Raw genomic sequence first — 17295 nt, 5'->3', positions numbered from 1 at the left:
TGTTGTCTCAGGCGTCGCCGCCGGCCCCTCCGGTGGTCCCGGCGCTGACGTCCAGGAGTTTGTAGCGGTCCATGGCGTACGACGGCGCCGCCTCCTCGACCTCGCCCCTCGCCGCGAGCATTTGCAGTGTCTTCACCACGATGGAGTGGGTGTCGTTCTTGAAGAAGCGGCGGGCGGCGGCGCGGGTGTCGGAGAAGCCGAAGCCGTCGGCGCCGAGGGTGGCGAATTCGTTGGGCACGAATTGCCGGATCTGGTCGGGGACGGCTTTCATGTAGTCGGACACGGCGACGACGGGGCCGGTGGCTCCTTCGAGCTGCCGGGTGACGAAGGGGACGCGGGCGGGTTCGCCGGGGTTGAGGAAGGCTTCCTCTTCGGCGGCGAGGCCGTCGCGGCGCAGTTCGTTCCAGGACGTGACGGACCAGACGTCGGCGGAGACTGACCAGTCTTCGGCGAGGATCCGCTGGGCTTCGAGGGCCCAGGGGACGGAGACGCCGGAGGCGAGGATCTGGGCCTTCGGTCCTGCAAGGTCCGACGCCGATACCCGGTAGATGCCTTTCAATACACCGTTGACGTCGAGGTTCTCAGGCTCGGCGGGCTGAGTAATCGGCTCATTGTAGACGGTGAGGTAGTACATCAGGTTTGGATCGGATGCAGCTCCGGTTCCTTCGCCGCTTGCGGCCCGCCCGTACATGCGTTCGATGCCGTCGCGGATGATGTGGCCCATTTCGTAGCCGTAGGCGGGGTCGTAGGTGACGACGGCGGGGTTGGTGGAGGCGAGCAGGGGGGAGTGGCCGTCGGCGTGCTGGAGTCCTTCGCCGGTGAGGGTGGTCCGTCCTGCGGTGGCGCCGATGATGAAGCCGCGGGTCATTTGGTCCGCTGCGGCCCAGAAGGCGTCGCCGGTGCGCTGGAAGCCGAACATGGAGTAGAACACGTAGACCGGGACCAGGGGCACGCCGTGGGTGGCGTAGGCGGTGCCGGCGGCGGTGAAAGCTGCGACGGCGCCGGCTTCGTTGATGCCGGGGTGGATCAGCTGGCCTTGGGCGGATTCCTTGTAGGCCAGGACCAGGTCGCGGTCTACGGAGAGGTAGTTCTGGCCGCCCGGGTTGTAGATCTTGGCCGTGGGGAAGAACGCGTCCATGCCGAACGTCCTCGATTCGTCCGGGACGATGGGCACAATCCTGTGCCCGAAGTTCCTGTCCCGGATCAGGTCTTTCAGGAGCCTGACAAAGGCCATGGTGGTGGCGGCCTGCTGTTTGCCCGAGCCGCGTTTGGCAACATCAAACGTCTTGGGATCCGGCAGCGCAACGGCATCATGGGAGGACCGGCGTTCAGGGACGGCGCCGCCCAGCGCCTTCCGCCGTTCATGGAGGTACACGATCTCCGGTGCATCATGCCCGGGGTGGAAGTACGGCGGGGAATAGGGATCCGCTTCCAGTTGCGCATCGGTAATAGGGATCCGCAGGTGGTCGCGGAATTTCTTCAGGTCATCCAGGGTGAGTTTCTTCATCTGGTGGGTCGCGTTGCGGCCCTCGAAGTGCGGTCCGAGGCCGTAGCCCTTGACGGTCTTGGCCAGGATGACGGTGGGCTTGCCCTTGAATTCGGTGGCTGCCTTGTAGGCGGCGTAGACCTTGCGGTAGTCGTGGCCGCCGCGCTTGAGGTTCCAGATCTGGTCGTCGGTGAGGTCCGCGACCATGTCCTTGGTCTGCGGGGTCTTGCCGAAGAAGTGTTCGCGGACGAACCCGCCGGATTCGGCCTTGTAGGTCTGGTAGTCCCCGTCCGGGGTTTCGTTCATGATCTTCACCAGCGACCCGTCGGTGTCCTTGGTGAGGAGGTCGTCCCATTCCCGGCCCCAGACGACCTTGATGACGTTCCAGCCCGCACCGCGGAAGAACGCTTCGAGTTCCTGCATGATCTTGCCGTTGCCCCGCACGGGCCCGTCCAGGCGCTGGAGGTTGCAGTTGATCACGAAGTTGAGGTTGTCCAGGTTCTCGTTCGCGGCGAGCTGGAGCAGGCCGCGGGACTCGGGCTCGTCCATTTCGCCGTCGCCGAGGAACGCCCAGACCTGCTGGTCACTGGTGTCCTTCAGGCCGCGGTTGTGCAGGTACCGGTTGGACTGGGCCTGGTAGATCGCGTTCATCGGCCCGATGCCCATGGACACGGTGGGGAATTCCCAGAAGTGCGGCATCAGGCGCGGATGCGGGTAGGAGGACAGGGCGTGGCCCTCGCGGGACTTTTCCTGCCGGAACCCGTCCAGGTCCTCCTCGGAGAGCCGGCCTTCCATGAACGCGCGGGCGTACATGCCGGGGGAGGCGTGGCCCTGGAAGAAGACCTGGTCCCCGCCGCCGGGGTGGTCCTTGCCCCGGAAGAAGTGGTTGAACCCGACCTCGTACAGGGTCGCGGCCCCGGCGTAAGTGGAGATGTGTCCGCCCACGCCGATGTTCGCCCGCTGGGCCCGGTGGACCATCACCGCAGCGTTCCAGCGCATGTACGCCCGGTAACGGCGCTCGAATTCCTCGTTGCCCGGGAATTCCGCTTCCTGGTCCACCGGGATGGTGTTCACGTAATCGGTGGTGGTCACCATCGGCACCCCGACGCTCTGCGCGCCGGCACGCTGCAGCAGGCTCCGCATGATGAATTGGGCACGCTCGGTGCCCTGTTCCCTGATCAATGCATCCAGGGACTCAACCCACTCGGCAGTCTCTTCGGGATCACGATCAGGCAGCTGGTTAGTCAACCCGCTGAGGATATGGGAGGTATCTTCCCCTGCAGCCACGGCAGCCTCTTTCATCTTTGAATGCTGGGCAATTAATTTCATAATGTGGGAAAACATTATTGCTATACGAGATTAGTGAGCCGGTCACGGCCGGTCAAACGCTCCCGCCCCTTCGCTCAGGGAAGAAGGCCGTCCGGCGGGAAGATCGCGTTTGTGACTGGCGCCGTTCGCTGGGCACCTTGACGGCGGGTGATCCACGTCATAACCTTTTTTCACCATTCAATATCAAGATTTCGCAATGCGGAATAACAGAACCGGCCTGTCCAGCCAGGGCTCACCGCAGCGAAACCTTTCCAGAACCGGAGATCCCCCATGCAGACCCCTCCCCCGACGGGCGTTGATATGGCTCCTGACCTGACAACGCCGTCAGATTCCTCAGCCCACTCCGCCGAACGTGTCGAAGCCCTGTGCGAATCAGCCAGCGCAGCATCAGGGCAGGCCATCAGCCCCACCCTTTACAACGCGGACCTTGCCCCCACCAAGCGTGCCGGCCGCAGCTGGTCCGGCTACAGCATCTTCACCCTGTGGGCCAATGATGTCCACAGCCTCGGAAACTACGCCTTTGCCATCGGACTCTTCGCCCTGGGCCTTGGCGGCTGGCAGATACTGCTGGCACTCGGCATCGGAGCCGCCCTGCTCTTCGGCCTCCTGAACCTCTCCGGATTCATGGGCGTCAAAACCGGCGTCCCATTCCCGGTGATGAGCAGGATCAGCTTCGGCATCCGCGGCGCCCAAATCGCCAGCCTGCTCCGCGGCGCCGTCGCCGTGGCCTGGTTCGGCATCCAGACCTACCTGGCCTCGGTGGTCTTCCGGGTGATGCTCGTGGCCGTGTTCCCGCCCCTCGGCGAGCTGGACAAGGACTCCATCCTGGGGCTGTCCACCCTGGGATGGATCGCGTTCATCATCCTTTGGGTTGTCCAGCTGGTCATCGTGAGCTTCGGCATGGAAATGATCCGCAAGTATGAGGCCTTCGCAGGCCCGATCATCCTGGTCACCATGGCCGCCATCGCCGTCTGGATCTTCATGGAAGCGGGCGGCGCCATTGCCTGGTCCTCGGACAACGCCCTCGAAGGGCCGCAAATGTGGCTGACAATCTTCGCCGGCGGCGCCCTCTGGGTCTCCATCTACGGCACATTCGTCCTGAACTTCTGCGACTTCACCCGGTCCGCCGTCTCCAAGAAGGCCGTGGTCAGCGGAAACTTCTGGGGCATTCCCATCAACATGCTCGTCTTCGGCGCCATCGTCGTCGTGATGGCGGGAGGGCAGTTCAAAATCAACGGCACCATCATCGAGAGCCCCTCGGACATCGTCCAGACCATCCCCAACACGCTCTTCCTGGTCCTGGCATGCCTGGCCCTGCTGATCCTGACCATCGCGGTGAACCTCATGGCCAACTTCGTGGCTCCGGTCTATGCCCTCACCAACCTGTTCCCCAAACACCTGGACTTCCGCAAGGCTGCCATCGTCAGCGCCGTCATCGGCCTGGTCATCCTTACTGGCTGATCCGCCGCGGCAAGGTCAACGTTCCCGAGCTGTACACCGCATCTGCTGCCGGCGCCTACTACTACAAGAACGGCGTCAACCCCAGGGCCATCATCGCCATGGTGCCGGCCGCCGTCCTGGCGCTCCTCATCGCCTTCATCCCGGCGCTGGCGGCGGCAGCACCGTTCGCCTGGTTCTTCGCCGCCGGCATCGCAGCCGTTGTGTACTTCTTCATCGCGGACCGCTCGCAGCGGCTCGAAGACCGCGACGGCGAGGCCATCGCCGTCGCCAGCAAACACTAAGGATCCCCTGATGCGCATACTCGTTGCGAACGTCAACACCACCCAGTCCATGACGGATTCCATTGCGGCCCAGGCCCGCAGCATCGCGGCACCGGGCACGGAGATCGTTGGCATCACGCCGCGGTTCGGGGCGGACTCCTGCGAAGGCAACTTCGAGAGCTACCTGGCAGCCATCGCTGTGATGGACGCCGTGACTTCCTACCCGGAACCGTTCGACGCCGTCGTCCAGGCAGGCTACGGCGAGCACGGACGGGAGGGGCTGCAGGAGCTGCTGGACGTCCCGGTGGTGGACATCACCGAAGCCGCAGCCAGCACGGCGATGTTCCTGGGCCACAAGTACTCCGTGGTCACCACCCTGGACCGTACCGTTCCGCTCATTGAAGACCGGCTCAAGCTGGCGGGGCTGGATGCCAGGTGCGCCTCGGTGCGGGCCAGCGGCATGGCGGTCCTGGAACTTGAGGAGGAACCGGAACGGGCCGTGGAAGCCATCATCAGCCAGGCCATGCAGGCCGTCACGCAGGACAAGGCCGAAGTGATTGTCCTCGGCTGCGGCGGCATGGCCGGCCTGGACGAGCAGATCCGGCAGCGGGCGGGAGTGCCCGTGGTGGACGGTGTCGCGTCGGCCGTGGCCATCGCTGAATCGCTGGTCCGCATGCGGCTGTCCACTTCCAAGGTGCGGACCTACGCTGCGCCCCGGCCCAAGACCGTCATAGGCTGGCCGCTGAACAGCGCGGGAGTCGCGGCACCTCTCGAGGCTGCAGCGTCCACCGACGCGTAGCGACCGGCAGTACAGGAGAAGACTTTGAACCAGTTCCAGCAACCGGGGCGCGTAGCAGTCGTCACCGGAGCGGGTTCCGGAATTGGCCGTGCAGTGGCGCGCCTTCTCCTGGCCGACGGCTACGCCGTCGCCCTCGCCGGGCGGCGGGAACAACAGCTTGCCGAGACGGCGGACGGCCATCCGAACGCCCTGCCGGTCACCTGTGACGTCACCCGGCCCCACGACGTCGAGAATCTTTTCGAGGCCACCCGCCAAAAGTGGGGCCGGGTGGACTTTCTGTTCAACAATGCCGGGGTGTTCGGCCCGGCGGCCAGCGTGGACGAAATCTCGCTGGAGGACTGGAACGCCACCCTGGCAGTGAACCTCACAGGCTCCATGCTGTGCGCCGCAGCCGCTGTGAGGGCCATGAAGGCGCAGGATCCGCAAGGCGGGCGGATCATCAACAACGGCTCCATCTCCGCGCACTCGCCGCGGCCCAAAACGGTAGCCTACGCCGTCACCAAGCATGCCATGACAGGGTTGACCAAGAGCATCGAGCTGGACGGGCGGGGCTTCGGGATCACGTGCGGGCAGATCGACATCGGCAACACGGCCACGGAGATCATGGACACCATCGGCGTGGGTGCCGGGGCGCTCCAGGCTGACGGCAGCCGGCGGGTTGAACCCACCTTCCCCGTGGAGGACGCCGCCCGTGCCGTCCTGATGATGGCCAACATGCCGCCCACAGCCAATGTGGGGTCCGTGGTGGTCACCGCCGCCGGGATGCCGTTCATCGGCCGCGGCTGAGCCCGGCTACAGCGGGAGCAGTGCCGAGAGGTCGGCCCGGAGTCCGGAGGCAGCAACCTTGTGCGCGGCCACCGCATCCGCCCAGCCCAACCGGCCTGTAACCATCGCAAGCCAGGTGGCGGCGTCGCACTCTATGACGTTGGGCGGGGTGCCGCGCGTATGCCGCGGACCTTCCACGCACTGGGTGACGCCGAACGGGGGCACCCGCACCTCCACGGAATTGCCCGGTGCCCGCGCTGTGACCTCCTCAAGCGTGTAGCGCACCGCAGTGGCCAGGATGCTTCGCGGGACAGGAACGTCCGACGACGGGCCGGCGGCTTCCTGCCAGGCGGCGAGGGCGGCGGCGCCTTCCTCCGGGTCGATACGACGGCGGGCAACAGCCATGGATCCGGCTTCCTTCACGTTGGGGTTGGCGATAAGGAGAACTTCGAGCGGCAGGAGCCTAGTCCAGCAGCGCCGACACTGCGGGACCCAGCCGAATTTTGCCAACAGGTTTTCCGCCGCCCAGCACAGGGTCAACCACTTTTTCCAACACGCTGGCAACCCCGGGAATCTCCACTGCACCGGCCGCGGCCAGGAGGGTCAAGGCCACCAGTGAGGTGGCACGGACGTTCCCGTCCAGGATCTTCACGGCTACGGAAACACCCTGTGGGGTGGCCATGGCCAGGACGCCTTCCGCACCGATCTTCGCGATGATCTCCAGCTCGTCCATGACCAGTGTGTTGGCCTCGCCCCGTCCCTGGACCGCCCAGGGGTAGTCCAGCATGGACGTTGCAATGGTGGCAGCCCGGGCGCTGAAGCTCTGGTCGCCCGGGGCTTTCGCCAGCAGCGAGTACCCCCTGGCCAGTCCCTTGAGGGAAACTGCCGCCACCGGAGCGCCGCAGCCATCGATGCCCAGGTGGGCGATCTTCTCGCCCGTGTATTCCTCGATGACGGTGCGCACCCGCTGCTGCAGCGGGTGGTTGGGCTCAAGGTAGCTGTGGGTATCCCAGCCGTTTTCGGTGCATGCCCAGAGGAAGGCCGCGTGCTTGCCGGAACAGTTGCAGGCAAGCCTGGATTTTCCCCGCTCTGACCGCACCAGCCAGTTGCGGGCCGTCTCGTCCTGGGGCCAGGCCTCCGGGCATTGGAGCTGGTCCTCGCGGACCCCGGCTGCCTTGAGCATTCCTTCCACGACATCCATGTGGTCCAGGGAACCGGTATGGCTGCCACAGGCCACCGCCACCTGCGCGCCCCGCAGCGGGACGCCGGACTGCATGGATGCCAGGGCCTGGAACGGCTTCAGCGTGGACCTGGCGAAAATCGGGGTGTTGATGTCGCCCAGCTCAGTAACCACGGACCCGTCCGCAGCCAGGAGCACGGCAGAACCGATGTGCCGCGACTCCACAAAACCGCTCCGTTCGATCACGGCCAGTTCCACTGCGGAGTCCACGGTAAAGGTGGCATGCGGGTTGTGCGGCATGGTGCCAGTCTAGGGGCCGCCTGATGGAATGCGGCGGAAGGCCGCCCTACTCGACCGTGACCATCACGGACTGCCAGCCGGACGCGCCGTCGGGAACGGGGTCCGCGCGCCGGTCCGTCTGCACTTCGCCGGACCCGTCGGTGGCACGGACCTTGATGTAGTGCGGGCCGGGGGTCGCGTCCCACTGGTAGGACCACTGGCGCCAGGTAACCAGGGAAGCCTCTGCGGAAAGATCCGCGGCCGCCCAATCGCCGTCGTCCACCTGGATCTCCACTTTGGTGATGCCGCGCGTCTGGGCCCAGGCGGTGCCGCCCACGGCCACTCTTCCTGCGGGGACCTTGGCGAAGGACTTGGGGACGTCCACGCGGGCCATGGTCTTGATGGGGCCGCGTTCGGACCAGCCTCGCTCGGTCCAGTAGGCCTTGCTGTCGGCGAACCGGGTCACTTCGAGGTCCACCACCCACTTGGTGGCGGAGACAAAGCCGTACAGGCCCGGAACCACCATCCGCACGGGATAGCCGTGCTCCAGCGGCAGGGGCTCGCCATTCATGCCGATGGCCAGCATCGCGTCCCGGTCGTCCTGCAGCACCTCCAGCGGCGTGGAGGCGCTGAAGCCGTCAACGGACGTGGACAGCACCATGTCTGCGCCGTCCTTGGGCCTTGCCCGCTTCAGGACCTCCCGCAGCGGCAGGCCCAGCCATTTCGCGTTGCCGGCCAGGTTTCCGCCCACGGGATTGGACACGCAGGTGAGGGTGACGTGGGACTCGATCAGGTCGGCGTCGAGCAGGTCTTGGAAGGTGAGGCGGACCTCCTCCTCCACCAGGCCGTGGACCCGGAGCTCCCAGCTGTCCACGTCGATTTCGGGGATGCTCAGCGCTGTATCAATGCGGTAGAACTCCCCGTTGGGCGTCAGCCACGGCGCAACTCCGGGTACCGGTGACTGGACGCCGGCGGGAACGGCCGGCGCCGCCTTGGCCGGGGCGGGCAGCTTCAGGGCGTCCCGTGCCTGGAGGATGTTGCTGCGGGCCGCGCCCAGCAGCCGGCCTCCGGTGGCGGCCAAACCGGCAGCAGCCGCGGTGATCCCCGCTGCCGCGAAGAACCGCCGACGGCTGGTCCCCGGGTGTCCGTCAGGCTCAGCGGCCTTCGCGGGGGCTTCGGGCCACGCCGCCTGCCGCGGCATGCGGTTCATCAGCAGCCGCAGGGCGGCCAGGCCGGCAAAGGTGCCCGCTACCGAGGGAAGGGCATCAGCCGGCGCGACGCCTGCCCGGGTCACCACGCTGGCGACGATGACCGCTCCCATGGCCAGGACCCCCAGCACGCCCAATGCCCAGCGCCGGTAGGCCACCACGCCCAGGACGCATGCCAGCACGGCAATGGTCAGGCCCATGCCCGCGAACAGTGCGGCTTTGTCATTGGTGCCGAAAGTAGCGATGGCGAAGTCCTTCAGCCAGGGCGGCGTGAAGTCGATGAAGGTCGATCCCAGGGCGATCAGCGGTGTGGCGCGGGCGGTGAAGAACGCGCCGAGCAGTTCGGCCACGGCGAGGACGACGGCGGCTGCCACCGCGCCTGCCAGCGCGGCCATGGCAGTGGGTCCTTTGGGCGAGTTCCTCAGCTTCTTCATGATGAGGATTCGGAGCGGCGCGGGCCGCGGATTGTCGCGGCGGCCCTCTACCGGAAAGAACCGCCGAATTGATCCGCCGACACAGCTTAGGAACGGGCAGGGTGCACGAAGTACCCTTGGAGACTGTGAAGGTACTCGTCATCGGCCCCGGAGGCCGCGAACACGCCATTGTCCGCTCCCTGCTCGCCGATCCCAACGTGTCCGAGGTCCACTCAGCTCCCGGCAACGCCGGCATCAGCAAGCTGGTCCCGACCCACAGCATCAACGCCAACGATCCCGACGCCGTCGCCGCCCTGGCCACCAAGCTCGCCGTGGACCTGGTGGTGGTGGGTCCCGAGGCGCCGCTCGCAGCAGGTGTGTCCGACGCTGTCCGCGAGGCCGGGATCCCCGTGTTCGGCCCCAGCAAGGCGGCCGCACAGCTTGAGGCCTCCAAGGCTTTCGCCAAGGAAATCATGGCGGAAGCCGGAGTGCCCACGGCCATGGCCATGGTGGCCACCAACGCGGAGGAAGCCGCCTCGGCCCTGGACACCTTCGGCGCCCCCTACGTGGTGAAGGATGACGGCCTGGCCGCGGGCAAGGGCGTGGTTGTCACCACGAACCGCGAGGAAGCCCTGGCTCACGCGCAGTCCTGCTTCGAAGCCGGCGGCTCGGTTGTCATCGAGGAGTTCCTGGACGGGCCCGAGGTGTCCCTGTTCGTTCTTTGCGACGGACACAACACCGTGGCACTTTCCCCGGCACAGGACTTCAAGCGGATCTTCGACAACGACGAAGGCCCCAACACCGGGGGCATGGGCGCGTACACTCCGCTGGAATGGGCGCCCGAGGGCCTGGTCCAGGAAGTTCTCGACCGCGTTGCCCAGCCCACCGTCAACGAAATGGCCAGCCGCGGCACCCCGTTTGTCGGCGTACTGTTCGTGGGGCTGGCCCTCACCTCGCGCGGCACCCGCGTCATCGAATTCAACGTCCGTTTCGGCGACCCGGAGACCCAGGCCGTCCTCGCCCGGCTGAAGACGCCCCTTGGCGCCCTGCTGCTGGCAGCCGCCAAGGGCGAACTGGACAAGGCAGAAGAGCTGCGGTGGGCGAAGGAAACTGCCGTCGCCGTCGTCATTGCGTCCGAAAACTACCCGGACACTCCGCGCACCGGGGACCGAATCCGCGGGCTCAAGAAGGCGGAGGAACTGGAAGGCGTACACATCATCCACGCCGGCACCTCCTTCGACGAGGACGGTAAAGTGGTGTCCGCCGGCGGACGCGTGCTCGCCGTCGTCGCGCTGGGCAGCGACCTGGTGGAGGCGCGTGAAAGAGCGTACGACGGCGTGGAACTGATTCAGCTCGATGGCGCGCAGTTCCGTACGGACATCGGCGGCAAGGCCGCCCGCGGGGAAGTGAAGGTCCCCTTTAATGCCAGTGCATCCCTCCACCGGACCGAGACGAAGGCCTAGCATGAGCAACGTTCCAGCATCCCGCGGTTTCAGCACCACGGCCCCCGAACTGCCCGGATGGACCCATGTCTACTCGGGGAAAGTCAGGGACCTGTACGAGCCGGCGGACGAGTCCATCCTGCAGCGCGTCGGCCAGGACTGTGTGCTGGTGGTGGCCAGCGACCGGATCAGCGCGTTTGACCATGTCCTGTCCAGCGGGATTCCGGACAAGGGGCGCATCCTCACCCAGTTGAGCCTGTGGTGGTTTGACCAGCTGGACGTGGAACACCACGTACTGGGATCCACCGTGGAGGACGGCGTCCCCGCCGCGGTGGAGGGCCGGGCCATGATCTGCAAGAAGCTGGACATGTTTCCGGTGGAATGCATCGCCCGCGGCTATCTCACCGGCTCCGGCCTGGAGGAATACAAAGCTTCGGGGACCGTGTGCAGCATTCCGCTGCCGGAGGGGCTGGTGGACGGTTCGCGCCTGGACCACGCCATCTTCACACCCTCGGCCAAGGCGGAGGTGGGGAAGCACGACGAGAACATCACCTACGACGCCGTGGTGGCCATGGTGGGCGACGACATCGCTGGACGCCTGAGCGAGCTCACCTTGAAGATCTACTCCACGGCCGAAAAGATCGCCCGGGAGCGTGGCATCATCCTGGCAGACACCAAAGTGGAATTCGGCTACGACGCCGTTTCGGGGTCGATCACGCTTGGCGACGAGGTCCTGACACCGGATTCCTCACGGTTCTGGGACGCCGCAACATACCAGCCGGGCAGTGCGCAGCCTTCCTTTGACAAGCAGTACGTCCGGGATTGGCTCACATCGGACGAATCGGGCTGGGACAGGTCCTCGGACACCCCTCCGCCGGCCCTGCCGGCCGAGGTCATCGAACGCACCCGCAGCCGCTACGTTGAGGCGTACGAGAAACTCACGGGGAAAACCTTCGCCTGACGGAGCCCCAGCGGCTCCCGGCGAACGGCGTGCCGGCTAGCTTGCCTTGGCAGCGGCCGCGGCGCGCCGCTGGGCCAGCTTTATTTCCAGGACCGCGTCCATTGCCTGCTGGACGCGGTCAGCGGCTCCCGCGGCGCTGAAGGCTTTCTGCGCTTCTTCGAGGTGCACCAGGGCTTCTTCTGCTTCGCCCGCGGCCTTAAGGGACTTCCCCAGCAGCAAAGACACTTCCCCGGCGGTGTGCTTCGCAAGGTTGTCCCGCTCGGCATGGATTTCCCGGAGCTTCTCGACGGCGGCAACGATGTCCCCGGTCAGGTACAGCCACCGGGCGCGGATGAAGGCAACTTCCAGCTCATCACTCTTGGTGCCGCTGACGATTGAAAAAGCAAGCTCGGCCCGCTCAATGGATGACAGCGTTTCAGGCTCCACAATTCCGGAGGACAGCCGTACCGCGGCGGACGCTTTATTGAAACGGGCCCACAGCTCGATGTCATTTGCCGGTGACAGCAGTTTCGCTGCCCGTTCGTGGTGTTTGACGCCCTCCACATAGTCGTGGCGCATAAACGCCACATTGCCGATGACCCAGGCCACCTCGCCGGCCAGCTGGGACATCGCGTGCTCATCCACCTGGGCGAGCAATTCCTGGCAGTACTTCCACGCCTCATTGAGGCGGCCGCTTTCGGCCAACGCACCGATCAGGGCCCGGAGCGCGCCGATGGTGATCACTGAGCCCCTGGGCAACTGCTCCGCGAAGGCCACTGCCTCCGTTGCATGCTCCACGGCAGCCGTCAGCTGGCCCTGGCGCTGGCACACAACCGCGAGCATCTGCCGGGCACGCGCGCCCAGCCCCACGGATTCCCTGGCCATCGGGTGCTCGAGCAGCCTTTCCACAAGCTCCCTGCACTCCAGCAGGTCGCCATGCTTCAGCAGGCACTCGGCCTGCATGTAGCTCATGTTCCACCAGGCGCTGGTGTTTCGTCCGTCCAGGGCTATCTGCGCTGCTGAAGCCGCATGGCTGGCGGCGAGGGGATAGTCCCTCAGGTCCCAGGCCTGGCGGGCGTAGAGCCCTGCAAGTACGTACTCGGCGTCGCTGACCGAGATGGGCTGGCTCCATGCCTCCAAGGCCTTCGGTGCAAGCTCCAGCCTGCGTGCCAGTTCTTCAATGACCTCCGCAGTTGGTTCCCTGCGGCCTGTTTCGAGTAGGGAAATGTAGCTGGGTGAATACAGGTCCTTGCCCAGTTCCGCCTGTGTCAGCCCCCGATCGAGCCTCTCCGCCCGGAGCTTCTCCCCGAATCCGTTGCCCACAGGACTCCTCCTTTCTCCACAGGTTTCCCATTGGCGCTTGACAGCCGCTGTGGAAAACATTTTACAATGTATGTCAACAAGGACAGTGCTGGCTTTGTAACGAATCCGACTCGTATTGAGGAACTTATATGTTGAAGAAGATTGCAGCTGCAGCCGCCTTGGCTGGGGCCTTAGCGTTTTCTGCGGCGGCTCCGGCTGTCCTGTCTGCAGGTTCCATTGCCGACACCGAACGAGTGGCTGTAGCCGGAACCGGAAACTGGCCGGATCCCGTCTCCACGGAGACCAAGGGCAAGAAGGCCAACAGCACCGAAACCAGCTACACCACCTACACGGGCAACTGGCCTGACCCGGTGTAAACAGCTTCCTCACAACAGGAGGCGAGGAAAGCCCCGGAGCATCCGCTCCGGGGCTTTTCCTTTACCAAAAAGTTACCGATGCGCCGGATTCCAGGCAACAAAAAAGAGGGCCTCCGTAAGGAGACCCTCTTCAGTTGTGGTCGGGATGACAGGATTTGAACCTGCGACCTCTTCGTCCCGAACGAAGCGCGCTACCAAGCTGCGCTACATCCCGATCCGCTGCAAAAGCAACTTTACAAGGATAGCCGATGCCGGGTCCCGATGCGAAATCCTCAGCCCGGACAGGAAGGCCGGCCGGGCTGGGGCAGGGGACCGGGATCAGACCAGTGAGTCCTTCCACGCTCCATGCAGGTCAGCAAAGCGTCCGCCGCCGCCAATGAGATCGGCCGGGCTGCCGTCCTCCACGATGCGGCCGTCCTGCACCACCAGCACCCTGTCCGCGGTTTCCACTGTGGACAGGCGGTGGGCGATGATCAGGGCCGTCCGGCTGGCCGCCTCCGTGCCCGCGAGGAGGCGGGCAAGGCCCTGCTGCACCAGCCGTTCGGAGGGGATGTCCAGCGAGGAGGTCGCCTCGTCCAGGATCAGTACTGCCGGGCGGGCCAGGAAAGCCCTGGCAAAGCTGATGAGCTGCCGCTGACCGGATGACACCCGCCCGCCGCGCTTGTTGACATCGGTGTCATAGCCCTCGGGAAGTTCCATGATGAAGTCGTGGGCGCCCACTGCCTTGGCTGCTTCCTCGATCTCGGTGCGTGAGGCTTCCGGGCGGCCCAATGCGATGTTGTCCGCCACCGAGCCGCTGAACAGGAACGCCTCTTGGGTGACCATGACAATGTTGCGGCGCAGGTCAGTGGTGCCGAGGCTCCGGAGGTCGATGCCGTCGAGCGTGATCGAACCCGACGTGACGTCGTAGAAACGGGCTATCAGCTTGGCCAGGGTGGATTTCCCTGCTCCCGTCTGGCCCACCAAGGCTACGGTTTGCCCAGCAGGGATGTGCAGGTTCAGGTTGGGGACGATGACAGGACCGTCTCCGTACCGGAATTCGACGTCCGTGAAGTCAATTGCACCCTTGGCGTCCTTCAGTGCGACGGGATTCTTCGGCGGCCGGACAGTAGGCACCTCCTCGAGGAGCCCCGAGACCTTTTCGAGCGCGGCCTGGGCACTCTGGAACGAGTTGTAGAACATGGCCATCTGGTCCACCGGCTGGAAGAACCGTTTGGTGGAGAGGATGAGTGCCAGGAGAACCCCGACTTCCAGGTCCCCGCCGAGGACGCGGAAGCCTCCGAGGAGCAGGACCACTGCCACGCACACGTTGCCGATCAGCACCAGCCCGGGCTGGAAGATGCCGTTCAGGTTGATGGAGCGCACGGTGACCCGCCGGTATTCCTCGGCGAGCCGGCTGTAAAGCCCGGAGTTTTCCTGCTCCTTCCGGAAGGCCTTGACTGCGCGGATGCCTGTCATGGTTTCCACGAAATGCACAATCAGCCGGGCGGAGACCACCCGCGATTCCCGGAAGACGATCTGGGAGTGTTTCTGGTACCAGCGGGCCAGGAGGAACATGGGAACGCCCGCGGCCAGCACCAGCAGCCCGCTCCGCCAGTCCAGTGCGAACACGGTGGCTGCAGTAAACACCATGAACAGCACGCCTGAGGCGAGCGAGCTGACCCCCGAGTCCAGGAGCTCCCGGAGGGCCTCCAGGTCCGACGTCTGCCGGGCTATGATCCGGCCGGAGGTGTACTTCTCGTGGAACTCCAGGCTCAGCCGCTGGGTGTGGCGGAACACCCGGAGGCGCAGGTCCAGCAGCATGGCCTGGCTCAGCCTGGCGGTGGACGTGACATACAAGGCCGTGAGCCCCGCCGTCGCCATGGCCGCGAGGAGGTAGGCGACGCCGGTGAGCACCAGGGGCGCGTTGTCCCCGGCCTGGAGGGCGGGCAGTGCGCGGTCGATGCCGTAGGCGATCAGCGCCGGGCCCGCCACGCGTGCCGCCTGGGACAGGACCACCATGGCGATGGTCAGCCAGAAGCGCAGGCGCACCGGCCGGATCAGTGACCGCAGCAGCGCCAGCGAGCGCCGTCGTACCGCCCTGCTGTCGCTCTTGCTGAGGTGGGCGTTGTCTTCGTTGGCGGTGCCGAATGTCGTGGCGCTCATCGGGTGGCCTCGGCTTCCTGGATATCGGCATCGTCCTCGAGGTCCGACAACTCCGAATCCAGGTCCCGGGGTTCCTGGTCCAGGCTGGCGATGACGTAACGGTAATGGTCGTTGCCTGCCAGCAGTTCCGTATGCGTTCCGACGGCGGCGATCCTGCCTTGTTCGAGCAGGGCCACCCGGTCCGCGAGGGCAACAGTGGATGGCCGGTGCGCGACGATCAGCGTGGTGGTGTCCTTCAGGACGGTCCGGAGCCGGTTCTCCACCAGCTCCTCCGTGTGGACGTCCAAGGCGGACAGCGGGTCATCCAGTACCAGCACCCGCGGCCGGGCGGCAATGGCACGGGCCAGCGCAATCCGTTGGCGCTGCCCGCCGGACAGGCTGAGGCCCTCCTCGCCGATCAGCGTGTCCACGCCGTCCGGGAGGGAGTACGCGAAGTGGGCCTGCGCCACGTCCAGCGCCTCGTCCAGGGCCTCGTCGGTGCGCTCCGGTGCGCCGAGGAGAACGTTGTCGCGGACGGAGTTGGAGAACAGGGTGGTGTCCTCGAAGGCTACGCCCACGATGCGGCGGAGCTCCTCCACGTCGAAGTCGCGCAGGTCCACGCCGTCGATGCTGATGGAACCGCCGGTGACGTCGTAGAGGCGGGGCACCAGCTGGATCAGGGCGCTCTTGCCGCTTCCTGTGATGCCCACCAGGGCCATGGTCTCACCGGGCCGGAGTTCCAGGTTGATGTCCTTGAGGATGGGCTTGTCCGGGGCGTCCTCGAAGGCGAAAGTGGCGTTGTTGAAACGGAGCGCGCCGGCGGGCTGGCGCGGCCTCCGCGGTTCCGGGGGACTGGTAATGGTGTTGGCAGTATCCATCACTTCGTAGTGGCGGTCGACGGCGGTCTTGGCGGTAAGTGCCATGGCCAGCAGCATGCCGGAAAATTCAACGGGTGTGGCAATGACCGCCGCGGTGGCGAAGAAGGCCACCAACGCGCCGATGCTCAGCTGCCCGGTGGAGCACAGCAGGATACCCACCACCAGGCCGGCGCCCAGGGCGAGTTCCGGCAGGAGCGTGACCACCAAGGTGAACGTGGCCTGGTGGCGCGCCTTGGCGATTTCCGTCTGGCGGAGCTCTTCGGCCTGTAACTCGAAGGTTTCGAGTGCTTCCCGGCTGCGGCCAAAGGCCTTGAGCACGCGGATGCCGTGGACGGATTCCTCCACCGTGGTGGCCAGGTCGCCTGCCTGGTCCTGGCTGAGGCGTGCCACTTTGCTGAAGCGGGTCCGGAACCGGAAGCTGTACGCCATGATGGGCACGGCCGCGGCCAGGAAGATCAGGGCAAGCTGCCAGCTCATGGCGAACATGACGGCAATACCGATGATCACGGTGAGGGTGGTGACCACCAGCATGATGGCGCCGAACGCCATCCAGCGGCGCAGGAAGTTCAGGTCGGTCATGGCGCGGGACAGGAGCTGGCCGGAGCCCCAGCGGTCATGGAAGGAGACCGTCAGTTCCTGGAGATGGTCATAAAGGGAGACGCGCATCCGGGTCTCCACGGTGGTGGCCGGGTTGATGACGAACTGCCGGCGGAGCGCAACCAGGCCCGCTTCAGCGATGCCCAGAACCAGGATGATGCCGGCCGACATCCAGATCGCCTCAGTGTTGCCGCCCGGCTGCAGTGATTCGTTGACCAGGACCCTCAGGACCTGGGGGATGGCCAGGGCTACAACGCTGGCAAACAGCGCGCAGAGGAGTCCCAGCACGAGCCGCGGGATAATGGGCCGGACATGGGGGTAGAGACGACTGATCGACCCAAAAAATGGAGTTTGCCTGGCCATGCCCGCTTCTCAAGCTCTAAAACGAATGTAGTTTCCCGTAGCAACTACCCTATGCCATGGCGTGAGCCGATTCACAGGGTCGTGGTTCCGGA

General features: G+C 65.6%; 12 protein-coding genes, 1 tRNA gene and 1 pseudogene. 6 read left to right on the top strand and 8 right to left on the bottom strand.

Going from position 1 to position 17295, the window contains the following annotated elements; genetic code table 11:
• Positions 1–7 precede the first annotated feature (7 nt).
• Complete coding sequence (aceE, locus tag SMD14_RS16965; protein ID WP_321214409.1) at positions 8–2788, bottom strand: pyruvate dehydrogenase (acetyl-transferring), homodimeric type; 2781 nt, start codon at positions 2786–2788, stop codon at positions 8–10.
• 297 nt (positions 2789–3085) lie between these two features.
• Between aceE and SMD14_RS16960 the strand changes: the two are divergent.
• The 3 genes and pseudogenes from SMD14_RS16960 to SMD14_RS16950 all read left to right on the top strand — a co-directional run bounded on the left by SMD14_RS16960 (position 3086) and on the right by SMD14_RS16950 (position 6121).
• Positions 3086–4557 (top strand): annotated as a pseudogene (locus tag SMD14_RS16960) (NCS1 family nucleobase:cation symporter-1).
• A gap of 10 nt (positions 4558–4567) precedes the next feature.
• Complete coding sequence (locus tag SMD14_RS16955) at positions 4568–5335, top strand: aspartate/glutamate racemase family protein (protein WP_157241080.1); 768 nt, start codon at positions 4568–4570, stop codon at positions 5333–5335.
• 24 nt (positions 5336–5359) lie between these two features.
• The gene (locus SMD14_RS16950) at positions 5360–6121 is read left to right on the top strand and encodes an SDR family oxidoreductase (protein WP_321214408.1); all 762 of its coding nucleotides are present in this window, start codon (positions 5360–5362) and stop codon (positions 6119–6121) included.
• Between the two features lie 6 nt (positions 6122–6127).
• Here the strand turns inward: SMD14_RS16950 and SMD14_RS16945 are convergent, their stop codons facing one another.
• From SMD14_RS16945 to SMD14_RS16935, 3 genes are read right to left on the bottom strand one after another with little or no spacing between them, the layout of a single operon-like run.
• Positions 6128–6505 carry a sterol carrier family protein gene (locus SMD14_RS16945; protein ID WP_157241084.1) on the bottom strand — a complete coding sequence of 126 codons (378 nt, stop codon included), beginning with the start codon at positions 6503–6505 and terminating at the stop codon, positions 6128–6130.
• A gap of 58 nt (positions 6506–6563) precedes the next feature.
• Positions 6564–7580 carry an asparaginase gene (locus SMD14_RS16940; RefSeq protein WP_157241085.1) on the bottom strand — a complete coding sequence of 339 codons (1017 nt, stop codon included), beginning with the start codon at positions 7578–7580 and terminating at the stop codon, positions 6564–6566.
• A gap of 46 nt (positions 7581–7626) precedes the next feature.
• Positions 7627–9201 (bottom strand): molybdopterin-dependent oxidoreductase, encoded by a 1575-nt coding sequence (locus SMD14_RS16935; RefSeq protein WP_321214407.1) that lies wholly within the window; start codon positions 9199–9201, stop codon positions 7627–7629.
• Between the two features lie 125 nt (positions 9202–9326).
• Between SMD14_RS16935 and purD the strand changes: the two genes are divergently transcribed.
• Entirely contained in the window at positions 9327–10643 is a 1317-nt protein-coding gene (purD, locus tag SMD14_RS16930) for a phosphoribosylamine--glycine ligase (protein ID WP_321216298.1), read from the top strand.
• 1 nt (position 10644) lies between these two features.
• Entirely contained in the window at positions 10645–11583 is a 939-nt protein-coding gene (locus SMD14_RS16925) for a phosphoribosylaminoimidazolesuccinocarboxamide synthase (protein WP_157241089.1), read from the top strand.
• Between the two features lie 36 nt (positions 11584–11619).
• On the opposite strand, the gene SMD14_RS16920 is transcribed toward SMD14_RS16925, so the two are convergent.
• Positions 11620–12885: a helix-turn-helix transcriptional regulator gene (locus tag SMD14_RS16920; RefSeq protein WP_321214406.1), complete on the bottom strand. Its 1266-nt coding sequence runs from the start codon at positions 12883–12885 to the stop codon at positions 11620–11622.
• Positions 12886–13013: 128 nt separating this feature from the next.
• On the opposite strand from SMD14_RS16920, the gene SMD14_RS16915 reads away from it, so the two are divergent.
• On the top strand, positions 13014–13241 hold the full coding sequence (locus tag SMD14_RS16915) for a hypothetical protein (RefSeq protein WP_157241093.1): 228 nt from the start codon (positions 13014–13016) through the stop codon (positions 13239–13241).
• Positions 13242–13378: 137 nt separating this feature from the next.
• Here SMD14_RS16915 and SMD14_RS16910 read toward each other — a convergent pair.
• The 3 genes from SMD14_RS16910 to SMD14_RS16900 form a co-directional block, all read right to left on the bottom strand.
• Positions 13379–13455, bottom strand: a tRNA-Pro gene (locus SMD14_RS16910).
• 104 nt (positions 13456–13559) lie between these two features.
• Positions 13560–15386 carry an ABC transporter ATP-binding protein gene (locus SMD14_RS16905; RefSeq protein ID WP_321214405.1) on the bottom strand — a complete coding sequence of 609 codons (1827 nt, stop codon included), beginning with the start codon at positions 15384–15386 and terminating at the stop codon, positions 13560–13562.
• A complete protein-coding gene (locus SMD14_RS16900) occupies positions 15383–17203 on the bottom strand; it encodes an ABC transporter ATP-binding protein (protein ID WP_321214404.1) in 1821 nt (606 codons plus the stop codon). Before SMD14_RS16900 ends, SMD14_RS16905 begins: the two co-directional genes overlap by 4 nt.
• Positions 17204–17295: the final 92 nt, after the last annotated feature.

The organism is Pseudarthrobacter oxydans (genome assembly GCF_034258515.1).
In the GTDB taxonomy this organism is placed as follows: domain Bacteria; phylum Actinomycetota; class Actinomycetes; order Actinomycetales; family Micrococcaceae; genus Arthrobacter.
This window is presented reverse-complemented; position numbering and strand designations above follow the sequence as displayed.